Genomic DNA, 16407 nt, shown 5'->3' on the forward strand with positions numbered 1-16407 from the left:
CCGGAGCGCCCGGAGGGCGGTGGGGTGGTGGGCGCGACCGCGCTCGACAGCGGGCCGGTCCCCGTCCGGCTTGCCGCTCGGCTTGCCGCTCGTGCCGGGCCCCGGGGCCCGCCAACCGCGTTCGTGAGTAACGGACTTCCCGCGCAAGAGGTGGAACGAGGCGCGCCACGGGAGCGGTTCGGAAGGTCGCCGCCCCTCTGAAGTCGCTCGCCGCGCACGTGGCGGCGCTGGTAGGCAGTGGAAATGACGAAGACGGAAACGACGAAGACGGAAACGAACAGGACGGAAGCGGCCGGGGGAGCCGAAGGGGCCGGCGGACGGCCGGGTGGGCCGGGCGCGCTCTCCGGGCTGGAGCTGCTGCTCGCCGAGCGGGCCTGTGAGCGGCTGGTCCTGGAGCTGGTGCGCCGCCTCGACCTGGGTGAACCGGGCACGGTCGCCGAGCTGTTCACCCCCGACGGCGTGTGGGAGTGGGCGCACGACGACCGCCGGGTGGAGGGGCGCGAGGCGCTGCGGGCGTACTTCGGCTCCCGGCCGCCGGACCGCCTGTCCCGCCGTATGTGCACCAACATCCTGGTCGACGTCCACGGCCCCGACGAGGCGAGCGCGACCACCTACTTCGCCACGTACCGCGTCGACGGCTGGACCGAGGGCCTCCTCGTCCCGCCCCGCCTCCCGGCCAACGTCGGCCACTACGAGGACGCGTTCCGCAGGGTCGACGGCGTCTGGCTCCTGTCGAAACGCACCCTGATCCTGCCGTTCGGCGGCCCCACGGAGCGGCTGCGGCCGCAGGACGGGACGAGCCGGGCGACGCGGACGGCGTGAGCGGGCCGCCGCGTGACCTCGGCCCGCGTGGTGAGCGAGGCCGAGGCGGCCGAGCTGTTCACCGGCATCTACCGCGAGGGTCTGGACGCCCTGCACCGCACCCTCACGGGCTGAACCCTCACGGCTGAGGGGCGGGGCGGCGGCCGGAGGTCCTCCGCGTACCAGCGCCCGTGACCGAAGCCCGTCACCAGCGCCCGTAAGGGACGCCGCCCGTGCCCGTACGGGTCTCCGGCCCCTCCGCGCAGGAAAGGCCCGATCGGCGCTGCGGCGCACCGGGGTGAGCGCCCCGGGACCGGTTAAGACTTGACCATGCGCTTGACCACGCGTGTGAGACGAGCCCTCCGGCGCGCAGCGAAGGCGCTCCCCGCCGGCCCGCGGAGCCTGGCCGGCCAGGTGTTCCTGCTGCAGTTGCTGGTGGTCGCCCTGCTGGCCGTGCTGACGGCGGCCGCGTTCCTGGTCGACGCGCACAAGCGGGCGACCCGTGAAGCCTATGACCGGTCGCTCGCGGTGTCCGAGACCTTCGCGAACGCTCCGGGGACCGCGGCCGTCATGGCGTCCCGCGACCCCAGCGCCGTCCTCCAGCCGCGCGCCGAGGCGACCCGCGAGAAGGCGCACGTCACCTATGTCGTGGCGTTCGACCCGGACGGTATCCGGTGGAGCCATCCGGACCCGTCGCTGATCGGGGGCCACGTCTCGGGCTCCTTCGCCCCGGCGCGCTCGGGCAAGCCGTTCCAGGAGACCTTCGAGAGCACCTTGTTCGGGCGTGCCGTGGACACGACGGTCGCGGTGTTCGACGGGCGGGGCAGGATCGTCGGCTACGTCTCCGTGGGCATCACCCTGCAGAGCGTGAACGCCCTCGCCACCCGGCAGATGCCGCTGCTGATCGGCCTGGTGGTCCTGACCTTCGCCCTCGCCGCGGCCGGGTCGGCGCTCGTGAGCCGTCGGCTGCGGGCGCAGACGCACGGTCTGGGCCCTGCCGGGATGACCCGCATGTACGAGCACCACGACGCGGTCCTGCACGCCGTCCGGGAGGGCGTCCTCATCGTCGACGCGGACGGCCGGCTGCTGCTGGTCAACGACGAGGCGCGGCGGCTGCTCGACCTGCCGGCCGAGGGCGTCACGGACCGGCACCTCTCCGAACTCGGCATGGCGCCGGGCATCGCCGGACTGCTCGCCTCGGGGCGGACGGCGAACGACGACGTGGAGTGGGTCGGGGACCGTCTCGTGTCGGTCAACCAGCGGCCCGTCAGCGGATCGGGGGGCCGGGCGGGCAGCGTGGCCACCCTGCGCGACACCACCGAACTGCGCGATCTGACGACCCGGGCCGACCGGGCCCACGGCAGGCTGCAACTGCTCTACGACGCCGGTGTGCGGATCGGCACCACCCTCGACGTGGTGCGCACCGCCGAGGAGCTGGCCGAGGTGGCCGTCCCGCGGTTCGCCGACTTCGTCACCGTCGAACTGCGCGAACCCGTCCTGCGGGGCGACGAACCGGCGTCCGCGGGCACCGACATGCGCCGGGTCGTGGCCTCGGGCATTCGCGAGGACCATCCCCTCCACGCGGTCGGGGAGTTCATCGGGTTCGGGCCGGGTGGCCCGGTGGCCGACAGCGCCGCCACCGGGCGCGCCCAGCTGGAGGCGGATCTGTCCGTGTCCGAGGACTGGCGCGCCCAGGCACCTCGGAGGGCGCGACAGGTCCTGGACTTCGGCATCCACTCCCTGATCTCGGTGCCGCTGCGGGCCCGCGGCGTCGTGCTCGGGGTGGCCGACTTCTGGCGCTCCGAGCAGCAGTCCTTCGACGCCGCCGACCTGTCCTTCGCGGAGGAACTCGCCGCCCGCGCGGCCGTGGCCGTCGACAACGCGCGCCGCTTCACCCGGGAGCACTCCATGGCGGTCGCCCTCCAGCGGAGCCTGCTGCCGCGTGCCCTGCCGGAGCAGACCGGGCTGGAGGTGGCGTACCGGTACCTGCCGGCCGAGGCGGGCGTGGGCGGCGACTGGTTCGACGTCATCCCGCTGTCCGGGGCCCGCTTCGCCCTGGTCGTGGGCGACGTGGTGGGCCACGGGGTGCACGCCTCGGCGACCATGGGCAGGCTGCGTACCGCCGTGCACAACTTCTCCGCCCTCGACCTCCCGCCCGACGAACTCCTGGCCCACCTCGACGAACTCGTCACGCGCATGGACGCCGACGAGGGCGGCGGGGCCGAGAGCGTCGACGTCACCGGTGCCACCTGCCTGTACGCCGTCTACGACCGGATCACCGGGGCGTGCACCGTCGCCCGGGCGGGGCACCCGGGCCCCGCCGTGGTGACCCCGGAGGGCTCGGCCGCCTTCCCGGAGGTCCCGGGCTCGCCGCCGCTGGGCCTGGGCGGCAACCTGCCGTTCGAGAGCACCGAGCTGCACCTGCCCGCGGGCAGTCTGCTCGTCCTGTTCACCGACGGCCTGGTCCAGGACCGCGACCGCGACATCGGCAGCGGCCTCGACGCCCTGCTGGACACGCTCGCGGTGCCGGGACGCGGCGCCGAGGACACCAGCCGGGCGGTACTGGAGCGGGTGCTGGGCCCGCGGCCCAGCGACGACGTCACGCTGCTCGTCACCCGTACCCGGCTCATGGACCGGGACCGCGTGGCGGAATGGGACGTCCCGGCAGACCCCGCGGCCGTCTCCCGTATCCGCGCCGAGGTGCTGCGGCGGCTGACGGACTGGGATCTGGACCACCTCGCCTACACGACGGGGCTGATCATCAGCGAGCTGGTCACCAACGCCATCCGCTACGGCAACCCGCCCATCGGCCTCCGCGTGATCCACGACGACACCGGCCTCGTCTGCGAGGTCACCGACGCCAGCAGTACGGCGCCGCACCTGCGCCGGGCCGGGATGAGCGACGAGGGCGGCCGCGGCCTGTTCCTGGTCGCCCAGTTCGCCGACCGCTGGGGCACCAGGTACCTGACCCGCGGGAAGATCATCTGGACGGAGCAGTCCCTGTCCGGTCCCCCGTCCGACCCCGGGACGCAGGACGAGGAGACCCTCCTCGACCAGTGGGGCGACGAGGAACTCTGAGGCCGGCCCCCGCCGGTCCGGCCGGCCCCCGGGGGCGGCGCAGAGTAACGCGGCCGCGCCGTGGTGTCTTCCGGTACGGCCGTGTCCGGGGCCGGCCGGGTGAACGTGCCGCCGTTCGTGTGATGACCGGCGTGCCGGGTGGGATGGGTGTGAGGCGGGTGCTGTACAGCCCCCGCTTTCCGTTTTCCTCCTGGTCGGCCGCCCCGGTCCGGACCGGGGGTGAAGGGAGTACGACGTGATACGTGCGCGTTTGGTACCGACGGCCGCGTTCGCCGCGGCGTTGACCGCTCTGGCCGCCCCCCAGGCCCTGGCCGCCCCGCAGGCTCCGGCGGCACAGCAGGTCAGCACCCAGGACACGGCCTGGATGAGGGCCGCCCACCAGAGCAACCTCGCGGAGATCGCGGCGGGCAAGGACGCCCAGCAGCACGCGACGACCGACTGCGTGAAGAAGGTCGGCGCGGTGCTCGTCCGCGACCACGGCAAGCTCGACACGGACCTCAAGGCCCTCGCGAGCAAGCTCGGCGTGACCCTGCCCACCGGCCCGAACGCCACGCAGAAGCAGGACCTGGCCGCGCTCCAGCGCAAGGCCGGCACCCCGGCGTACGACACCGCGTGGCTGAAGACCGAGGAGGCCGGCCACCGCAAGACGCTCGCCGCGACCGACAAGGAACTGAGGGCGGGCAGCGACGCCGAGGTCCTGGCGGCGGCGCGCAAGGCCCGCCCGGTCGTCGCGGCGCACCTCAAGATGGTCGAGGGCGGCACCTGCCGGCCGATGTGACCTCGCCGTGCCGCCGGTCCGCCTCCGTCCTGTTCCCCCGGGCCGGGGGCGGTTCCGGATGACGCCGCACGCGTCGCGGCCGCCCTACGGGTCCCGGCCGCCCTACGCGTCGAGGCTCGCGTAGACGACGACGTTGTCGCTGTAGTGATGGCCCTCCTGGCTGTACTCGCCGCCGCAGGTGATCAGGGCGATGACGGCGGGCCCCCGCGCCTCCGGCGCCGCGCCGCGTTCGTACCAGCCGGCCCGGTCCGGGTCCCGGGGCGTCACCAGTACGCGGTTCTCGTCCAGACCGAGCGGGCCGGCCCCCTCCGGATTGGTCCTCGGGGCGCCGAACTCGCTTGTCGCGCACGGGCGATGGCCTCCCCCGGCCCGAGCGGCACCACCGGGACGCCCGGTCCCCGCAGGCGGGAGCGGTACGCGACCGCTACGCCGATCCGGGACCGGCGCGGAAGTTTTCTTCGGGCCGACGGGCGACCCGGGTGCGGACCCCGGTGGCGCTCAACGAGGCCGGTTCGGCTCCACGTGACCGGTGGCGCTCAACGGGACCGGTGCCGCTCAACGTGACCGGTGGCGCTCAACGGGACCGGTGCCGCTCGCCGTCCGTGCTCGCCGGCGGGCCCGCGCGCAGCGACAGGAGGAAAGAGACGGCGAGGACGAGGAAGATGAAAGCGAGCGACGCCCACACCGGAACCTTGTAGACGTCGGTGAGCAGGAGTTTGACTCCGACGCCGCACAGAATCACGCCCAGGCCCGTCTGGAGGTGACGGAAACGGCGGGCGGCGCCGCTGATGAGGAAGTACGCCGCCCGCATGCCGAGGAGGGAGAAGGCGTTGGCGGCGAAGACGATGAAGGTGTTCTGTGTGACGGCGAAGATGGCCGGGATGCTGTCGACCGCGAACACGACGTCGGTCGTCTCGATGACCACGAGAGCAGCCAGGAGAGGGGTGAGCTCCCACCCCCCGTCCCGGCGGACGATCAGCCGTTGTCCGTGCGGTTCTTCGGTCACCGGAGCGATCCGGCGAAGGGCCCGCAGGACGATGTTGCGGTCGGGACGGACCTGGGCGCCGCCGTGCCGGAGGACCTTGTAGGCGGTGAACAGCAGGAGCGCGCCGAACACGTAGACGGTCACGTGGAAGGCGTCCAGAAGCGACACCCCGACGACGATGAACACCGCGCGCATGGCCAGCGCGCCGATGATGCCCCACATCAGCACGCGGTGCTGGTAACGGTCGGGAATCCCGAAGTAGTTGAAGATCAGGGCGAAGACGAAGATGTTGTCGACCGACAGGCTCTTCTCGATGAGATAGCCGGCCAGATACTCCTCGGCGGGCTCCGCCCCCTGCCACAGGAACAGCAGGAAACAGAAGGTGAGCCCCATGCAGACCCAGAGCACACTCCAGCCGGCGGCCTCCTTGATGGAGATGACCTGGGCGTGCCGGTGGATCACGAAGAGATCGAGCAGAAGCACGACCACCACGAAGGCGATGAGAGCGATCCAGGCCCAGGCGGGAGCCTCCACAGGTCACACCTTCCCTGCCGGAAACCGACACGAATGAGGATATGACGGACGCTCCGTGTTCCCCTTCGGTAAAACGCGATCAGTAGCCCCACCGCGCCCCTCCTCCGCCACCGCACCACTGCGACGGAAACTGAGACGGGGACGCACGAAGGGCCCGGTTCTTCAAGAACCGGGCCCTTCGTCCACCTGCGGTAGCGGTGGGATTTGAACCCACGGTGACGGGTTACGCCACACTCGCTTTCGAGGCGAGCTCCTTCGGCCGCTCGGACACGCTACCGAGAGAGATCCTAGCCCATGGGCGGGCCGGAGCCGAAATCGGTTCTGGGGGGATCGCCGGGGGCGGTCAGCCGGTGCGGAAGAAGGCGGTGAGGGGGGCGGCGCACTCCTCGGCGAGGACGCCCTCGACGACCTCGGGGCGGTGGTTGAGGCGGCGGTCGCGCACGACGTCCCACAGGGAGCCGGCCGCCCCGGCCTTCGCGTCGCGGGCGCCGTAGACGACGCGGTCGACGCGGGACTGCACGGCGGCGCCCGCGCACATCGTGCACGGCTCCAGGGTCACCACGAGGGTGCAGCCGGTCAGCCGCCACTCGCCGACGGCGGCCGCCGCGCGGCGCAGCGCGAGGACCTCGGCGTGGGCCGTCGGGTCGCCGGTGGCCTCGCGCTCGTTGTGGCCCCGGCCCAGGACCGTGCCGTCGGGGGACAGGACGAGCGCGCCGACCGGGATCTCGCCCGCCCCGGCCGCCGCGTCCGCCTCCGCGAGCGCGGCCCGCATCGGCGCGCGCCACGGATCGCGTACGGGGTCGGGGGGCGGGGTGTGCGTGGAGTGAGGGCCCGGGTCGGGGGCGGGGGTGCGGGCGGGAGTGGTCACCCCTCCACGCTCGCACAGGCGGCGGTGCCGTTCCGCCCCCGACGGTCCGGGCGGGGGTTCAGCGCACGGCCTCCGCCACGTCGGACACGCCCAGGGCGTCGCCGATCGCGGTCAGGGGGTCGTTCTCGTCGACGGTCAGGAGATCCGCCCGGGACATGCCCAGGTCGGACAGGATGCCCGGGTCGCCGAGGGGGCCCGGCGGCACGGTGTCGTCGGAGGCGGGCGGGACGTAGGCGGCCGCGGTTTCCGGGTCCTCGGCCGCCTCCGGCTCCCCGTCCTCCGTGCCGTCGAGGTCGAGGGCGTCCAGGTCGGCGGCGAGGTCGGCGGCGCCCGGGTCGCGGCCGAGCAGTTCGTCGGTGAGCAGGATCTCCCCGTACGAGCTGCGGGAGGCCGCCGCCGCGTCGGACACGTAGATACGCGGATCGTCCTCCCCGTCCACGCGCACGAGGCCGAACCAGGCACCCTCCTCCTGCTCGATGTAGACGAGGACGGTCTCGTCGTCGGCCCCGGTACGGTCCGCGAACTCCCTGGCCAGGTCGGTGAGGTCCGACAGGGCCTCGACATCGTCGAGCTCCGTGTCGCTCGCTTCCCACCCGTCTTCGGTGCGCGCGAGCAGTGCGGCGAAGTACACCGTGACTCTCCCACTGGTATGAGGCGTGCCGGTGAGGTGTTCCCCGGCGGAGGTCGGGGCGGGGATGCGGTGCGAAGGTCCCCGTCCCATCGGAATCGTGGCAGAAACGCGGGCGTCAGGTGAAGGGTTCCGACTCCTGTGTCCGTGTCCCGTCCGGCAAGAGTCTGCGCCGTGTCCCCGGGATCGCGGTAGGGGCCGCGCCGACGAGGGCGGCATTGGGGTGGTTGTGGAGCGGTATGTCCCGCGACGGGACATCTGCCGGGGGCCGTCCCGGCCCTCGCCCGGGGAGTCGCCCCCGGGGCGGCGGCACCGAAGCCGGCACGGGCGGCCGGGGCGTCACGCTGCGGGCGCGTCCTGGTGGCTGCGGGCGCGTCCCGGTGTACGCCGGGGCCTCACCAGCGGAACGTGCGCATCCTCATCTGCTGGCGCATTCTCGCCGCTCGCGCGCGGCGCGGCTGGACGCGGTCGCGGAGTTCCTTCGCCTCGTTCAGCTCGCGCAGGAACTGGGCCCGGCGCCTCCTGCGCGCCGCCTCCTGGTCCGCGTCCTGGTCCTGGTCGCGGGGCCCGTCCGCTTCGTGCGGCCCGGGTTCCCGCCGCCGCGCCCCCGGTTCGTCCGGCACGTCACCACCGCCTCGTCCCTGGCCGGACTGGTGCGTTCCCGGCGTCTCCCCGGCGGGCCCGGCGCCTTCCGTGGCCACCGGCCGCGCCCCTGTTCCGGTTCCGTTCCCTCGTACGGCGGGTTTGATGCCGGTGAGCGCGTGTCCGGCCGCCGGTTACTGTGGAGAACATGCGGATTCACGTCGTCGACCACCCCCTGGTGGCGCACAAGCTCACTACGCTGCGCGACAAGCGCACCGATTCGGCCACCTTCCGGCGCCTCGCCGACGAGCTGGTCACCCTGCTCGCCTACGAGGCCACGCGGGACGTGCGCACCGACCAGGTCGACATCGAGACCCCCGTCGCGACCACGACGGGTGTCAAGCTCTCGTACCCGCGTCCGCTCGTCGTGCCGATCCTGCGCGCCGGGCTCGGGATGCTCGACGGCATGGTGCGGCTGCTGCCCACCGCCGAGGTCGGTTTCCTCGGCATGGTCCGCAACGAGGAGACGCTTGAGGCGTCGACGTACGCGACGCGGATGCCCGAGGACCTGTCCGGCCGGCAGGTCTACGTCCTCGACCCGATGCTCGCGACCGGCGGCACCCTCGTCGCCGCGATCAGGGAGCTGATCGCACGCGGCGCCGACGACGTCACCGCCGTCGTCCTGCTGGCCGCGCCCGAGGGCGTCGAGATCATGGAACGCGAGCTGGCCGGTACGCCGGTGACCGTCGTGACGGCCTCCGTCGACGAGCGGCTCAACGAGAGCGGCTACATCGTGCCGGGCCTCGGTGACGCGGGGGACCGCATGTACGGGGCGGCCGAGTAGCCACTCGCCGTCAGCGCCGGGGTGGGCGACGCGTCGTCAGCGGCGGAGGCCGGGAGCGGTCTCGCGCCCGGCCGCCGGCCGCCTCAGCACGTGGGCGCGGGCGCCGGGGCCGGGTTGCGCAGGGTCGTGAGGGCCTTCGAGGCCACCGCGGGCGTGGTGAGCTGCTTGAAGCCGTCGCCGATGATCAGGTCGACGTCTCCGCCCTTGCGGGTGTCCGTCCTCGTCCGCGCCCCGGTCAGCTGGGTGCCGAGGACGTCGAAGGCGCCGCCGCTCGCGGTGGGCGCGCCGAGCAGGAGACCGGCGGTCCTGACCTTCTTGTCGTAGGTCTTCGGCGCGTTGCCGACCTCGCCGATCGTGAAGCCGCGCTTCTTCAGCTCGTCGGCGGTCTTCTTCGCGAGTCCTTCGCGCGGGGTCGCGTTCAGGACGTTGACCTTGATCTGGTCGGGGGCCGGCACCTTCTTGACCTGCGCGGGCCGCGCCGAGGGCCGGGGGCAGTGCTTCGCGCCCGAGGCCGCGTCGGCGGTGCCGCCGCCCGAGAAGACGTCGATGAGCTGGAAGGTCCCCCAGCCGAGCAGGCCGAGGGCGGCGACGCTCGCGACGAGTACGAGAGCGATCCGGCCGCGCCCGCGGGGCCGTCGGCGCATGTGGGGGAACTTGTCCCCCGTGATGCGGTACTTACCGCCCATGCCGGGGGGAGTGAGCATGCTCATAAGCGCAGCGTAGTGCGGTCGCAGAGCCGTGCCTACTTAATGATCAACCACTTGGGCGCAGTGTGGTCGCAGAGCTACCCGAACGGATCAAAAACGTTCACGGACGGCCGTATGGCTGGGGGCGCGCAGGCCCCCGGTGGGTGAGTAGGCCCCCGGTGGGTGAGTAGGCCCCCGGCAGGCGCGGAAGCCCCCCGTAGGCGCGGAAGCCCCCCGGTAGGCGCTCAGCCCAGTTCGAGTACCCGCGCGTGCAGCACCTGGCGCTGCTGGAGCGCGGCCCGGACCGCGCGGTGCAGCCCGTCCTCCAGGTAGAGGTCGCCCTGCCACTTCACGACGTGCGCGAACAGGTCGCCGTAGAACGTCGAGTCCTCGGCGAGCAGGGTCTCCAGATCGAGCTGCCCCTTGGTGGTGACGAGCTGATCGAGGCGGACCGGGCGCGGAGCGACGTCCGCCCACTGCCGGGTGCTTTCCCGGCCGTGGTCGGGGTACGGCCGGCCGTTTCCGATGCGCTTGAAGATCACACGGAAAGCCTACCGGGCCGCGCTCTCCGGGCGCAGCCATGCCGGGGGAGTGCGAGCCTGGAAAAGGCATGGCAAATCGGGGTACTTCGGCCCTGTCGCCTTCTGCGCCCTCCTCTCCCCTCCTGTTCCTCCGCTCCCTCCCGTCCCTCCTCTCCCCTCCCGGCCTTTGTGACCTCTGGCCCTCTTCCCGACCGGAACGCAGGTGTCCCATGAACGACCGACCCGCTTCCGGGCCCGGTGCCCGCCACCTCACCGCCGTACCCGATCCGGTGTCCGGCCCGGAGACGGCCGCCGGAGCGCTGCCGCAGCCGGCCTTCGAGATCGCGGCGGGCCACGCCTTCGCGGGGCCCGCGCTGGACCTCGGGGCGCTGATGTGGGAGGGGCGCTGTCTGCCGGACGCGCAGGTCCTGCTGCCGCTGTCCTCGCTCACCCGGCACGGCCTGGTCGCGGGCGCCACCGGCACCGGGCGGACGCGGACCTTGCAGCTTCTGGCGGAGCAGCTCTCGGCGCAGGGCGTCCCGGTCCTGCTCGCCGACGTACGGGGCGGCCTGTCGGGGATCGCGGAGCCCGGCGAGGCCGGTACGGGGGTGACGGGCCGGGCCACGGAGGTCGGCCAGCGGTGGACCGGTGCGGGACGGCCGACCGCGTTCCACCGGCTGGGCGGGGCCGGAACGGGGAGGCCCGTCCGGGCGCCGGTGACGGGCCTGGGGCCGCTGCTGCTGGCGCGGGTGCTGGGGCTCGACGCGGTGGGGGAGGAGGCGCTGGCCCGCGTCTTCCGGTACACGGACGCGCAGGGCCTCGAACTTGTCTGCCTCGACGACCTGCGCGCGGTCCTCACCGCCGCCGGGACCCCGGCGGGCCCCGGACGGCCCGGGGGTGTCTCGCCGGTGGCGGCCGGGACGATCCTGCGCGCCGTGTCGGCCTTCGAGGAGCGGGCGGCGGCGGACGACCTCTTCGGCGAACCCGTGTGCGGGGCGGCGGACTTCCTGCGGTGCACGGCGGACGGCCAGGGCCTCGTCTCCGTCCTGCGACTCGACTCCGTACGGGACCGTCCACACCTGTGGACGGCCTTCCTGATGTGGCTGCTCGCCCGCCTGTGCGACGCGCTGCCGGTGATCGGTGACGTGGGCGGCCCCAGGCTGGTCCTGCTCGTGGACGACGCGGAGCCGCTGTTCACCGGGGCCTCGCCGGCCTTCCTGGAGGCGGTCACGCGGACGATGCGGCTCGTCCGCTCCAAGGGCGTGGGGATCTTCTTCGTGACGCGCACCGCGCAGGACGTGCCCGCCGACGTGCTGGAGCACCTGGGCAACCGGGTGCAGCACGCGCCGCGCGCCTTCTCCCCCGAGGACCAGGAGGCGCTGCGCGCGACGGTGCGGGGCTTCCCGGAATCGGCGTACGACCTCGGGGAAGTGCTCGCCGGCCTCGGTACCGGCGAGGCGGTCGTCACGGTGCTCGGCGAACGCGGCGCGCCGACCCCGCCGGCGGCCGTACGGCTGCGGGCCCCCGGCTCGTACATGGGGCCGCTCGCCCCGGACGCGCTCACGCAACACGCGGAGCGCTCCGGGCCGCGCCCCGCCCCGGCCCGGCCACGCGGGGACGGGACCGGGACCGGGCCGGGGGCGAAGATCACGCGGTCGCTGTTCGGGACGGCGACGACGACGGGGCGCCGCCGCTGAGGGGACTTCAGGTGCTGGACGCCGCCCCGGTCACCTCTTGCGGGGCTGGTCGGGGGCCGTGCTCGTGGCCCCGGTCCTGGTGGCGTGCTCGGCCCTCGCGGTGGCGCCCTTCGCCGGTTTCAGGGAACTCAGGTCGTGCGCGTAGGTGCCGACGGCGTTGGCGATGACGTCGATGTTGAGGTCGAAGACCTTCATGTCCAGGTTCTTCAGGGTGTCGCAGGCCGCGTGGTAGCAGGGGTCGTGGGCGAGTCCCGCCGTGCCGCCGTACTTCTTCGCCTGGGCCTCGGTCTTGACGCCCTCGGCGCCGGTGAAGGTGCCGCCGGCCGGGATGCCCGCCTCGATGAACGGGCCGTAGTCGGAGCGCCCGTCGAAGTCGGTGCCCTCGTGCGGGGAACGGCGGCCGTCGAGGTAGCGGTTGATGTCGCGTTCGAGCTGCGCGGAGCCCTCGGGGCCGGGACCCTCGCCCTCGGCGTCGGAGTCGTCACCGTCGTACACGAGCTGGACGGGGTTGGGCGAGGCGATCATGTCGAAGTTCAGGTACAGCGCGACCGCCTCGCGCCGGGCGGGGCTGAGCGCGGCGACGTACGCCTCGGAGCCGAGCAGTCCGTTCTCCTCGGCGGACCACCACGCGAAGCGGACCTTGTTGCGCGGCTGCCCGGGGGTGTGGGCCAGGTCGAGGGCCACTTCGAGGAGTCCGGCCGAGCCGGAGCCGTTGTCGTTGATGCCGGGGCCCTCGGTGACCGAGTCGAGGTGCGCGCCGAGCATGACGGTGCGCGCGGCGGAGCCGCCCCGCGTCTCGGCGAGGACGTTGCGGGTCTTGCGGGGCTCCTGGAGTTCGCGGACGTCGAAGCGGACGGTGACCGTCCCCTTCGCCGCCTCGGCGGCCAGCGCATCCCCCTCGGCGCGGGTGAGACCGCCGGTCGGGATGCGCGCCGCGTCGGCGGAACCGAGGGTGCCGGAGAGTTCGCCGTCCTCGTTGTTGTAGATCACGGCGCCGACCGCGCCCGCGTCGGCGGCCAGGGCCTGCTTGACCGCGAAGGAGCAGCCGCCGCGCCGGATCACCGCGATCTTCCCGGTGTACGCGCCGGAGGTCCCGTAGTCGGCGGCCTCGCAGCCGCTCGTGGCGTCGGCGTCGACGGGCACGGTGGCGAGGGCCGCCTCGATCCCGCCCTCGGGTGTGGACCTGGTGTAGGACATCGCGCGCAGGTCCAGTTCGCGCGGGCCGGGCGAGAGCACGGTGAGCTTCTGCGCGAGCGTCTCGGTGTAGACGAAGTCGAAGGTCTGGTAGCTGACCTGGTACCCGGCGCTCTTCAGCAGCGTCCCGACGTACTCGGCCGAGGCCTCGTGCCCGGGGGAGCCGGCGGCGCGGTGGCCGTCGTGGCGGTCGGCGATCGTCTGGAGGGCGCGCAGGTGGCGGTAGGCGTCGTGGGCCGAGGACTTCGCGACCAGCTTCGCGGCCAGCTTCCGCGCGTCGTCGGCGGGCCGGTCGTGCCGGTGCCCCTGGCCGGGGCGGTGCCCCCGGTCGGCGGTGGCGGCGGGGGCGCCGGCCAGCAGGAGGGGCAGGGCGAGGGCGGCGGCGGCGATCAGCGCGCCGGTTCTTCGGGGGGTGACGTTCACAGGGGGGCCTTTCCGGGGTGCCGATGCGAACGGGGACGGGCCGAGCGAGATGGGGAACGGGGCCGAGCGAGGTAGGGGACGGGGCGTACGCCGCACGGGGATCTGTGGATGCCCATGCGCTTTCTGTACGTCGCCTGTGCGTCCCGGGGTCGGGGTGCGCAGGACCGTAGCGGGGGTGGGGCGGTACGGGAAGAGGGCCGTCCCGGTCGTGACCAACAGCGTCCTGTCGTGTCCGGGTCCGGCCCTCCGGCCGGCCGGGGCGGGGTCGGTCCCCCGCCCCAGGCCTTCTACCCCGTGTGACCTCGGCCTTCCCGCTTCTCCCCCGGGCGGGTGCGCGGGCGCGGGCCCCGGGTCAGCCCAGATGCCCCTGGCGGGGCCGCTGTTCGGGGGCGGCGGACGGGATGGTGGGACGGCGGGCGCGCAGAGCGCGCGTCTGGCTGGTTTCCGCCGGTTCTCCGCCGTTCACCGCCTCGGGCTCGCGGGGTTCGCCGGGCGCGCGGCCGGGTGCGGCCGGCTCCACGGGTTCCCCGGACTTCCCGGGCTTCCCGGACTCCCTGGACTTCCCGGACTTCCCGGGTTCCGTGGTTCCGGGTTCCGAGGGCTCGTTCCGGCGCCGGGCGCGGCTGGCCTCGGCGCGCAGGAGGGCGTGCAGGACGGCGTAGGTGTCGAAGGGCATGACGAGGTCTCCCCTGGTCCGTGTGGTGCGGGCGCGTATCGCGCCGCTGCGTGAAGGAGGGCGCCGTCCGCCAGGAGGGGCGGCGAGGCGCGGAGAGGAACGCCTCGGGCGCTCAGCAGCGGAGCACCGCGCAACGAGGGGAGATGATCCCGGGGACCCGGGGTGGCGGCGCGGAGAACCGCAGACCGCCGCGCCCGGGAGCCGCCACGGCCCCCACCGGGGCACGGCTGACGCCCCGTCGCACCACGGTGCGCCCCACTGTCCGCAGGGCGAGGACCCGCGAGTCCGCCCGGTCGGCCCGGCCGGGTTCGTGCTCCCCGGTCCCGCCGTCCCCGGGCACGGGCTCCCCGGAGACCCGCTCCGGCACACCGGCGCCCCCACCGGACGCGAAGGCCCCGGGCACCCCGGCCGTGACGAGGAACAGCACGACGAGCAGCGCGCACACCGGCCTCAGCAGGTGACGGGGTACATGACGGCCACTCATGAGGACTGCTATGCCCGGCCACCGCCCCCCTTCGTCCTGTACGGACGGGTATACGCCCGTACGGGGGACGGGGGGCTGCTGGACGGACAGGGGACGGCCCCGTGCGCGCGGGGGCCGGTGAGGGCGCTCCCGTGCGCACGGGGCCGTGGGTGTCGCCTCCTGCCTACGTGCCGAAGGTCCTGCTACGTGCCGAAGGCCCTGGCTACGTGCCGGGGCGGGTCAGCGGCGCGTGAGGATCGAGCTGAGGACCTCGTGGACGTACGTGTTGGGGTGCTTGCCGTTGAAGCGGTCCGAGGAGGGGCCGGTGGCGGTGACGGGGACGGCGACCGAGCTGTGCTGGCCGGTGGTCCAGTCGACGTAGAACTGCTTGTCGCTGCCGCGTACGGCGAAGGGGCCGTCCTCGGCGGAGACGCCGTCGCCGGACTCGTCGGTGTCGTCCTTCTCCTCGACGGAGAGGCCGCCGGTCTCGTGGTCGGCGGTGACGACGAGGAGGGTGTCGGGGTGGGCCGCGACGTACTGGCGGGCCACGGCGACGGCCTTCTCCAACTGCCGTACGGACTCGATGACCTTGCCCGCGTTGTTGGCGTGCGCGAACTCGTCGACGCCCTCCTCCTCGACCATGAGGAAGAAGCCGTCCTTGTTCTTCTTGCCGTCCTTGCCCTTGCCGAGGGTGTCGAGCGCCTTCGAGGTCATGGTGGCGAGGTCCACGACGGGGCTGTAGACGTCGCCCTCGCCCTCGGGCTTCTGCTGGAACATCTCCTCGTTGGCGAAGAGCCCGAGCAGCTTTCCGTCCTTGGCCTTGGCCTTGTCGAGCTGCTTGGCGCTGCTCACGTACGCGTAGCCCTTGTTCTGGGCCGTCTTGATCAGGTTGCCCTTGGTTCCCTTGCTCGCCTCGGAGGGGTCCTCCTTCGGCTGGTCGGGGAAGGCGCCGGGCTTGCCCTTGGGCAGCCACCAGTCCTCGCCGCCGCCGAGGATCACATCGGGCTTGCTGACCTGGAGGTACTGGCGGGCGATCTCGTCCTGCTGTCCCCGGTCGGGGGTGTTGGAGAAGAAGGCGGCCGGGGAGGCGTCGGTGACCTGCGCGGTCGTGACAAGACCGGTGCGCTTGCCGGCGGCCTTCGCCTGCGCGCCGAGCGTCGGGAGCGGGTTGCCGTCGACGTCCACGCTGATCGCGCCGTTGTACGTCTTCTCGCCGGTCGCCCAGGCGGTCGCGGCGGCGGCCGAGTCGGTGACGACGGCCTTCGGGTCGTGCGGGCTCGTCGTGAGCTGACCGTCCACCGGCAGCTTGTCCATGGCCAGTTCGCCGTCGATCCCGGCGAGGTTGAGCCGCGCGGCCTCGCGTGCGGCGGCGCCCATGCCGTCACCGTTGATGAAGATGACGTTGCGCGCGGTGTCCGGCTTCGCCTTCCCCTTCGCGCTCACGTTCGCCTTCGCCGGCTGCGGGGCCTCGGCGGAGGCGCCGAGGGTGGGGCTCACGACCATCGTGACGACGGCGGTCGCGGCGGCGACGCCGAGCGTGGTGGTCCAGGTGGCTCTGCGCATGTCGTTGACTCCCGTGGTGTGTGGCCGGGCCCGACGGGGCGCGGTCGGACGCCACGGACGTTAGGGAGGGGAGGGGGACGCCAGGT

At 73.4% G+C, this 16407-nt stretch carries 16 protein-coding genes and 1 tRNA gene; 5 read left to right on the top strand and 12 right to left on the bottom strand.

The window, feature by feature from the left end; translation table 11 throughout:
* Positions 1–243 precede the first annotated feature (243 nt).
* The 3 genes from AB0J21_RS10175 to AB0J21_RS10185 all read left to right on the top strand — a co-directional run bounded on the left by AB0J21_RS10175 (position 244) and on the right by AB0J21_RS10185 (position 4657).
* Entirely contained in the window at positions 244–822 is a 579-nt protein-coding gene (locus AB0J21_RS10175; RefSeq protein ID WP_363145403.1) for a nuclear transport factor 2 family protein, read from the top strand.
* Positions 823–1149: 327 nt separating this feature from the next.
* Positions 1150–3879, top strand: coding sequence for a SpoIIE family protein phosphatase (locus tag AB0J21_RS10180; RefSeq protein WP_363145404.1), 2730 nt, complete (start codon positions 1150–1152; stop codon positions 3877–3879).
* A gap of 235 nt (positions 3880–4114) precedes the next feature.
* On the top strand, positions 4115–4657 hold the full coding sequence (locus AB0J21_RS10185) for a DUF4142 domain-containing protein (protein ID WP_363145405.1): 543 nt from the start codon (positions 4115–4117) through the stop codon (positions 4655–4657).
* A 102-nt stretch (positions 4658–4759) separates the two neighbouring features.
* Here AB0J21_RS10185 and AB0J21_RS10190 read toward each other — a convergent pair whose 3' ends face one another.
* The 6 genes from AB0J21_RS10190 to AB0J21_RS10215 all read right to left on the bottom strand — a co-directional run bounded on the left by AB0J21_RS10190 (position 4760) and on the right by AB0J21_RS10215 (position 8373).
* Positions 4760–4924 (bottom strand): hypothetical protein, encoded by a 165-nt coding sequence (locus AB0J21_RS10190; protein WP_363145406.1) that lies wholly within the window; start codon positions 4922–4924, stop codon positions 4760–4762.
* Between the two features lie 307 nt (positions 4925–5231).
* Positions 5232–6176 carry a TerC family protein gene (locus AB0J21_RS10195; RefSeq protein ID WP_363145407.1) on the bottom strand — a complete coding sequence of 315 codons (945 nt, stop codon included), beginning with the start codon at positions 6174–6176 and terminating at the stop codon, positions 5232–5234.
* A gap of 189 nt (positions 6177–6365) precedes the next feature.
* Positions 6366–6453 (bottom strand) — tRNA-Ser (locus tag AB0J21_RS10200).
* 66 nt (positions 6454–6519) lie between these two features.
* On the bottom strand, positions 6520–6948 hold the full coding sequence (tadA, locus tag AB0J21_RS10205; protein WP_363145737.1) for a tRNA adenosine(34) deaminase TadA: 429 nt from the start codon (positions 6946–6948) through the stop codon (positions 6520–6522).
* Positions 6949–7102: 154 nt separating this feature from the next.
* Entirely contained in the window at positions 7103–7675 is a 573-nt protein-coding gene (locus tag AB0J21_RS10210) for a hypothetical protein (RefSeq protein WP_363145738.1), read from the bottom strand.
* Positions 7676–8067: 392 nt separating this feature from the next.
* On the bottom strand, positions 8068–8373 hold the full coding sequence (locus tag AB0J21_RS10215) for a hypothetical protein (protein ID WP_363145408.1): 306 nt from the start codon (positions 8371–8373) through the stop codon (positions 8068–8070).
* 89 nt (positions 8374–8462) lie between these two features.
* Here AB0J21_RS10215 and upp point away from each other — a divergent pair, with 89 nt between their 5' ends.
* Positions 8463–9098: a uracil phosphoribosyltransferase gene (gene upp / locus AB0J21_RS10220; RefSeq protein ID WP_363145409.1), complete on the top strand. Its 636-nt coding sequence runs from the start codon at positions 8463–8465 to the stop codon at positions 9096–9098.
* Positions 9099–9181: 83 nt separating this feature from the next.
* On the opposite strand, the gene AB0J21_RS10225 is transcribed toward upp, so the two are convergent.
* Positions 9182–9808 carry a LytR C-terminal domain-containing protein gene (locus AB0J21_RS10225; protein WP_363145410.1) on the bottom strand — a complete coding sequence of 209 codons (627 nt, stop codon included), beginning with the start codon at positions 9806–9808 and terminating at the stop codon, positions 9182–9184.
* A 221-nt stretch (positions 9809–10029) separates the two neighbouring features.
* Entirely contained in the window at positions 10030–10326 is a 297-nt protein-coding gene (locus tag AB0J21_RS10230; RefSeq protein WP_003955420.1) for a type II toxin-antitoxin system VapB family antitoxin, read from the bottom strand.
* Positions 10327–10535: 209 nt separating this feature from the next.
* On the opposite strand from AB0J21_RS10230, the gene AB0J21_RS10235 reads away from it, so the two are divergent.
* The gene (locus AB0J21_RS10235; RefSeq protein ID WP_363145411.1) at positions 10536–12002 is read left to right on the top strand and encodes a helicase HerA-like domain-containing protein; all 1467 of its coding nucleotides are present in this window, start codon (positions 10536–10538) and stop codon (positions 12000–12002) included.
* Between the two features lie 30 nt (positions 12003–12032).
* On the opposite strand, the gene AB0J21_RS10240 is transcribed toward AB0J21_RS10235, so the two are convergent.
* From AB0J21_RS10240 to AB0J21_RS10255, 4 genes are all read right to left on the bottom strand, one after another.
* Positions 12033–13619, bottom strand: coding sequence for a M28 family metallopeptidase (locus tag AB0J21_RS10240; protein ID WP_363145412.1), 1587 nt, complete (start codon positions 13617–13619; stop codon positions 12033–12035).
* A 352-nt stretch (positions 13620–13971) separates the two neighbouring features.
* Complete coding sequence (locus AB0J21_RS10245; RefSeq protein WP_363145413.1) at positions 13972–14295, bottom strand: hypothetical protein; 324 nt, start codon at positions 14293–14295, stop codon at positions 13972–13974.
* A 112-nt stretch (positions 14296–14407) separates the two neighbouring features.
* Complete coding sequence (locus AB0J21_RS10250; protein WP_363145414.1) at positions 14408–14779, bottom strand: hypothetical protein; 372 nt, start codon at positions 14777–14779, stop codon at positions 14408–14410.
* 219 nt (positions 14780–14998) lie between these two features.
* Positions 14999–16321, bottom strand: coding sequence for an alkaline phosphatase (locus AB0J21_RS10255; RefSeq protein WP_363145415.1), 1323 nt, complete (start codon positions 16319–16321; stop codon positions 14999–15001).
* Between the last annotated feature and the right edge of the window lie 86 nt (positions 16322–16407).

Origin of the sequence: Streptomyces sp. NPDC049954 (assembly GCF_040656295.1) — a bacterium.
GTDB lineage: Bacteria > Actinomycetota > Actinomycetes > Streptomycetales > Streptomycetaceae > Streptomyces.

Bases quoted from the DNA above. Each gene is read 5' to 3' on its own strand.
- AB0J21_RS10235 (WP_363145411.1), top strand. From the start codon at position 10,536: ATGAACGACCGACCCGCTTCCGGGCCCGGTGCCCGCCACCTCACCGCC.
- AB0J21_RS10175 (WP_363145403.1), top strand. From the start codon at position 244: ATGACGAAGACGGAAACGACGAAGACGGAAACGAACAGGACGGAAGCG.
- upp (WP_363145409.1), top strand. From the start codon at position 8,463: ATGCGGATTCACGTCGTCGACCACCCCCTGGTGGCGCACAAGCTCACT.
- AB0J21_RS10245 (WP_363145413.1), bottom strand. From the start codon at position 14,295: ATGCCCTTCGACACCTACGCCGTCCTGCACGCCCTCCTGCGCGCCGAG.
- AB0J21_RS10250 (WP_363145414.1), bottom strand. From the start codon at position 14,779: ATGAGTGGCCGTCATGTACCCCGTCACCTGCTGAGGCCGGTGTGCGCG.
- AB0J21_RS10225 (WP_363145410.1), bottom strand. From the start codon at position 9,808: ATGAGCATGCTCACTCCCCCCGGCATGGGCGGTAAGTACCGCATCACG.
- tadA (WP_363145737.1), bottom strand. From the start codon at position 6,948: ATGCGGGCCGCGCTCGCGGAGGCGGACGCGGCGGCCGGGGCGGGCGAG.
- AB0J21_RS10255 (WP_363145415.1), bottom strand. From the start codon at position 16,321: ATGCGCAGAGCCACCTGGACCACCACGCTCGGCGTCGCCGCCGCGACC.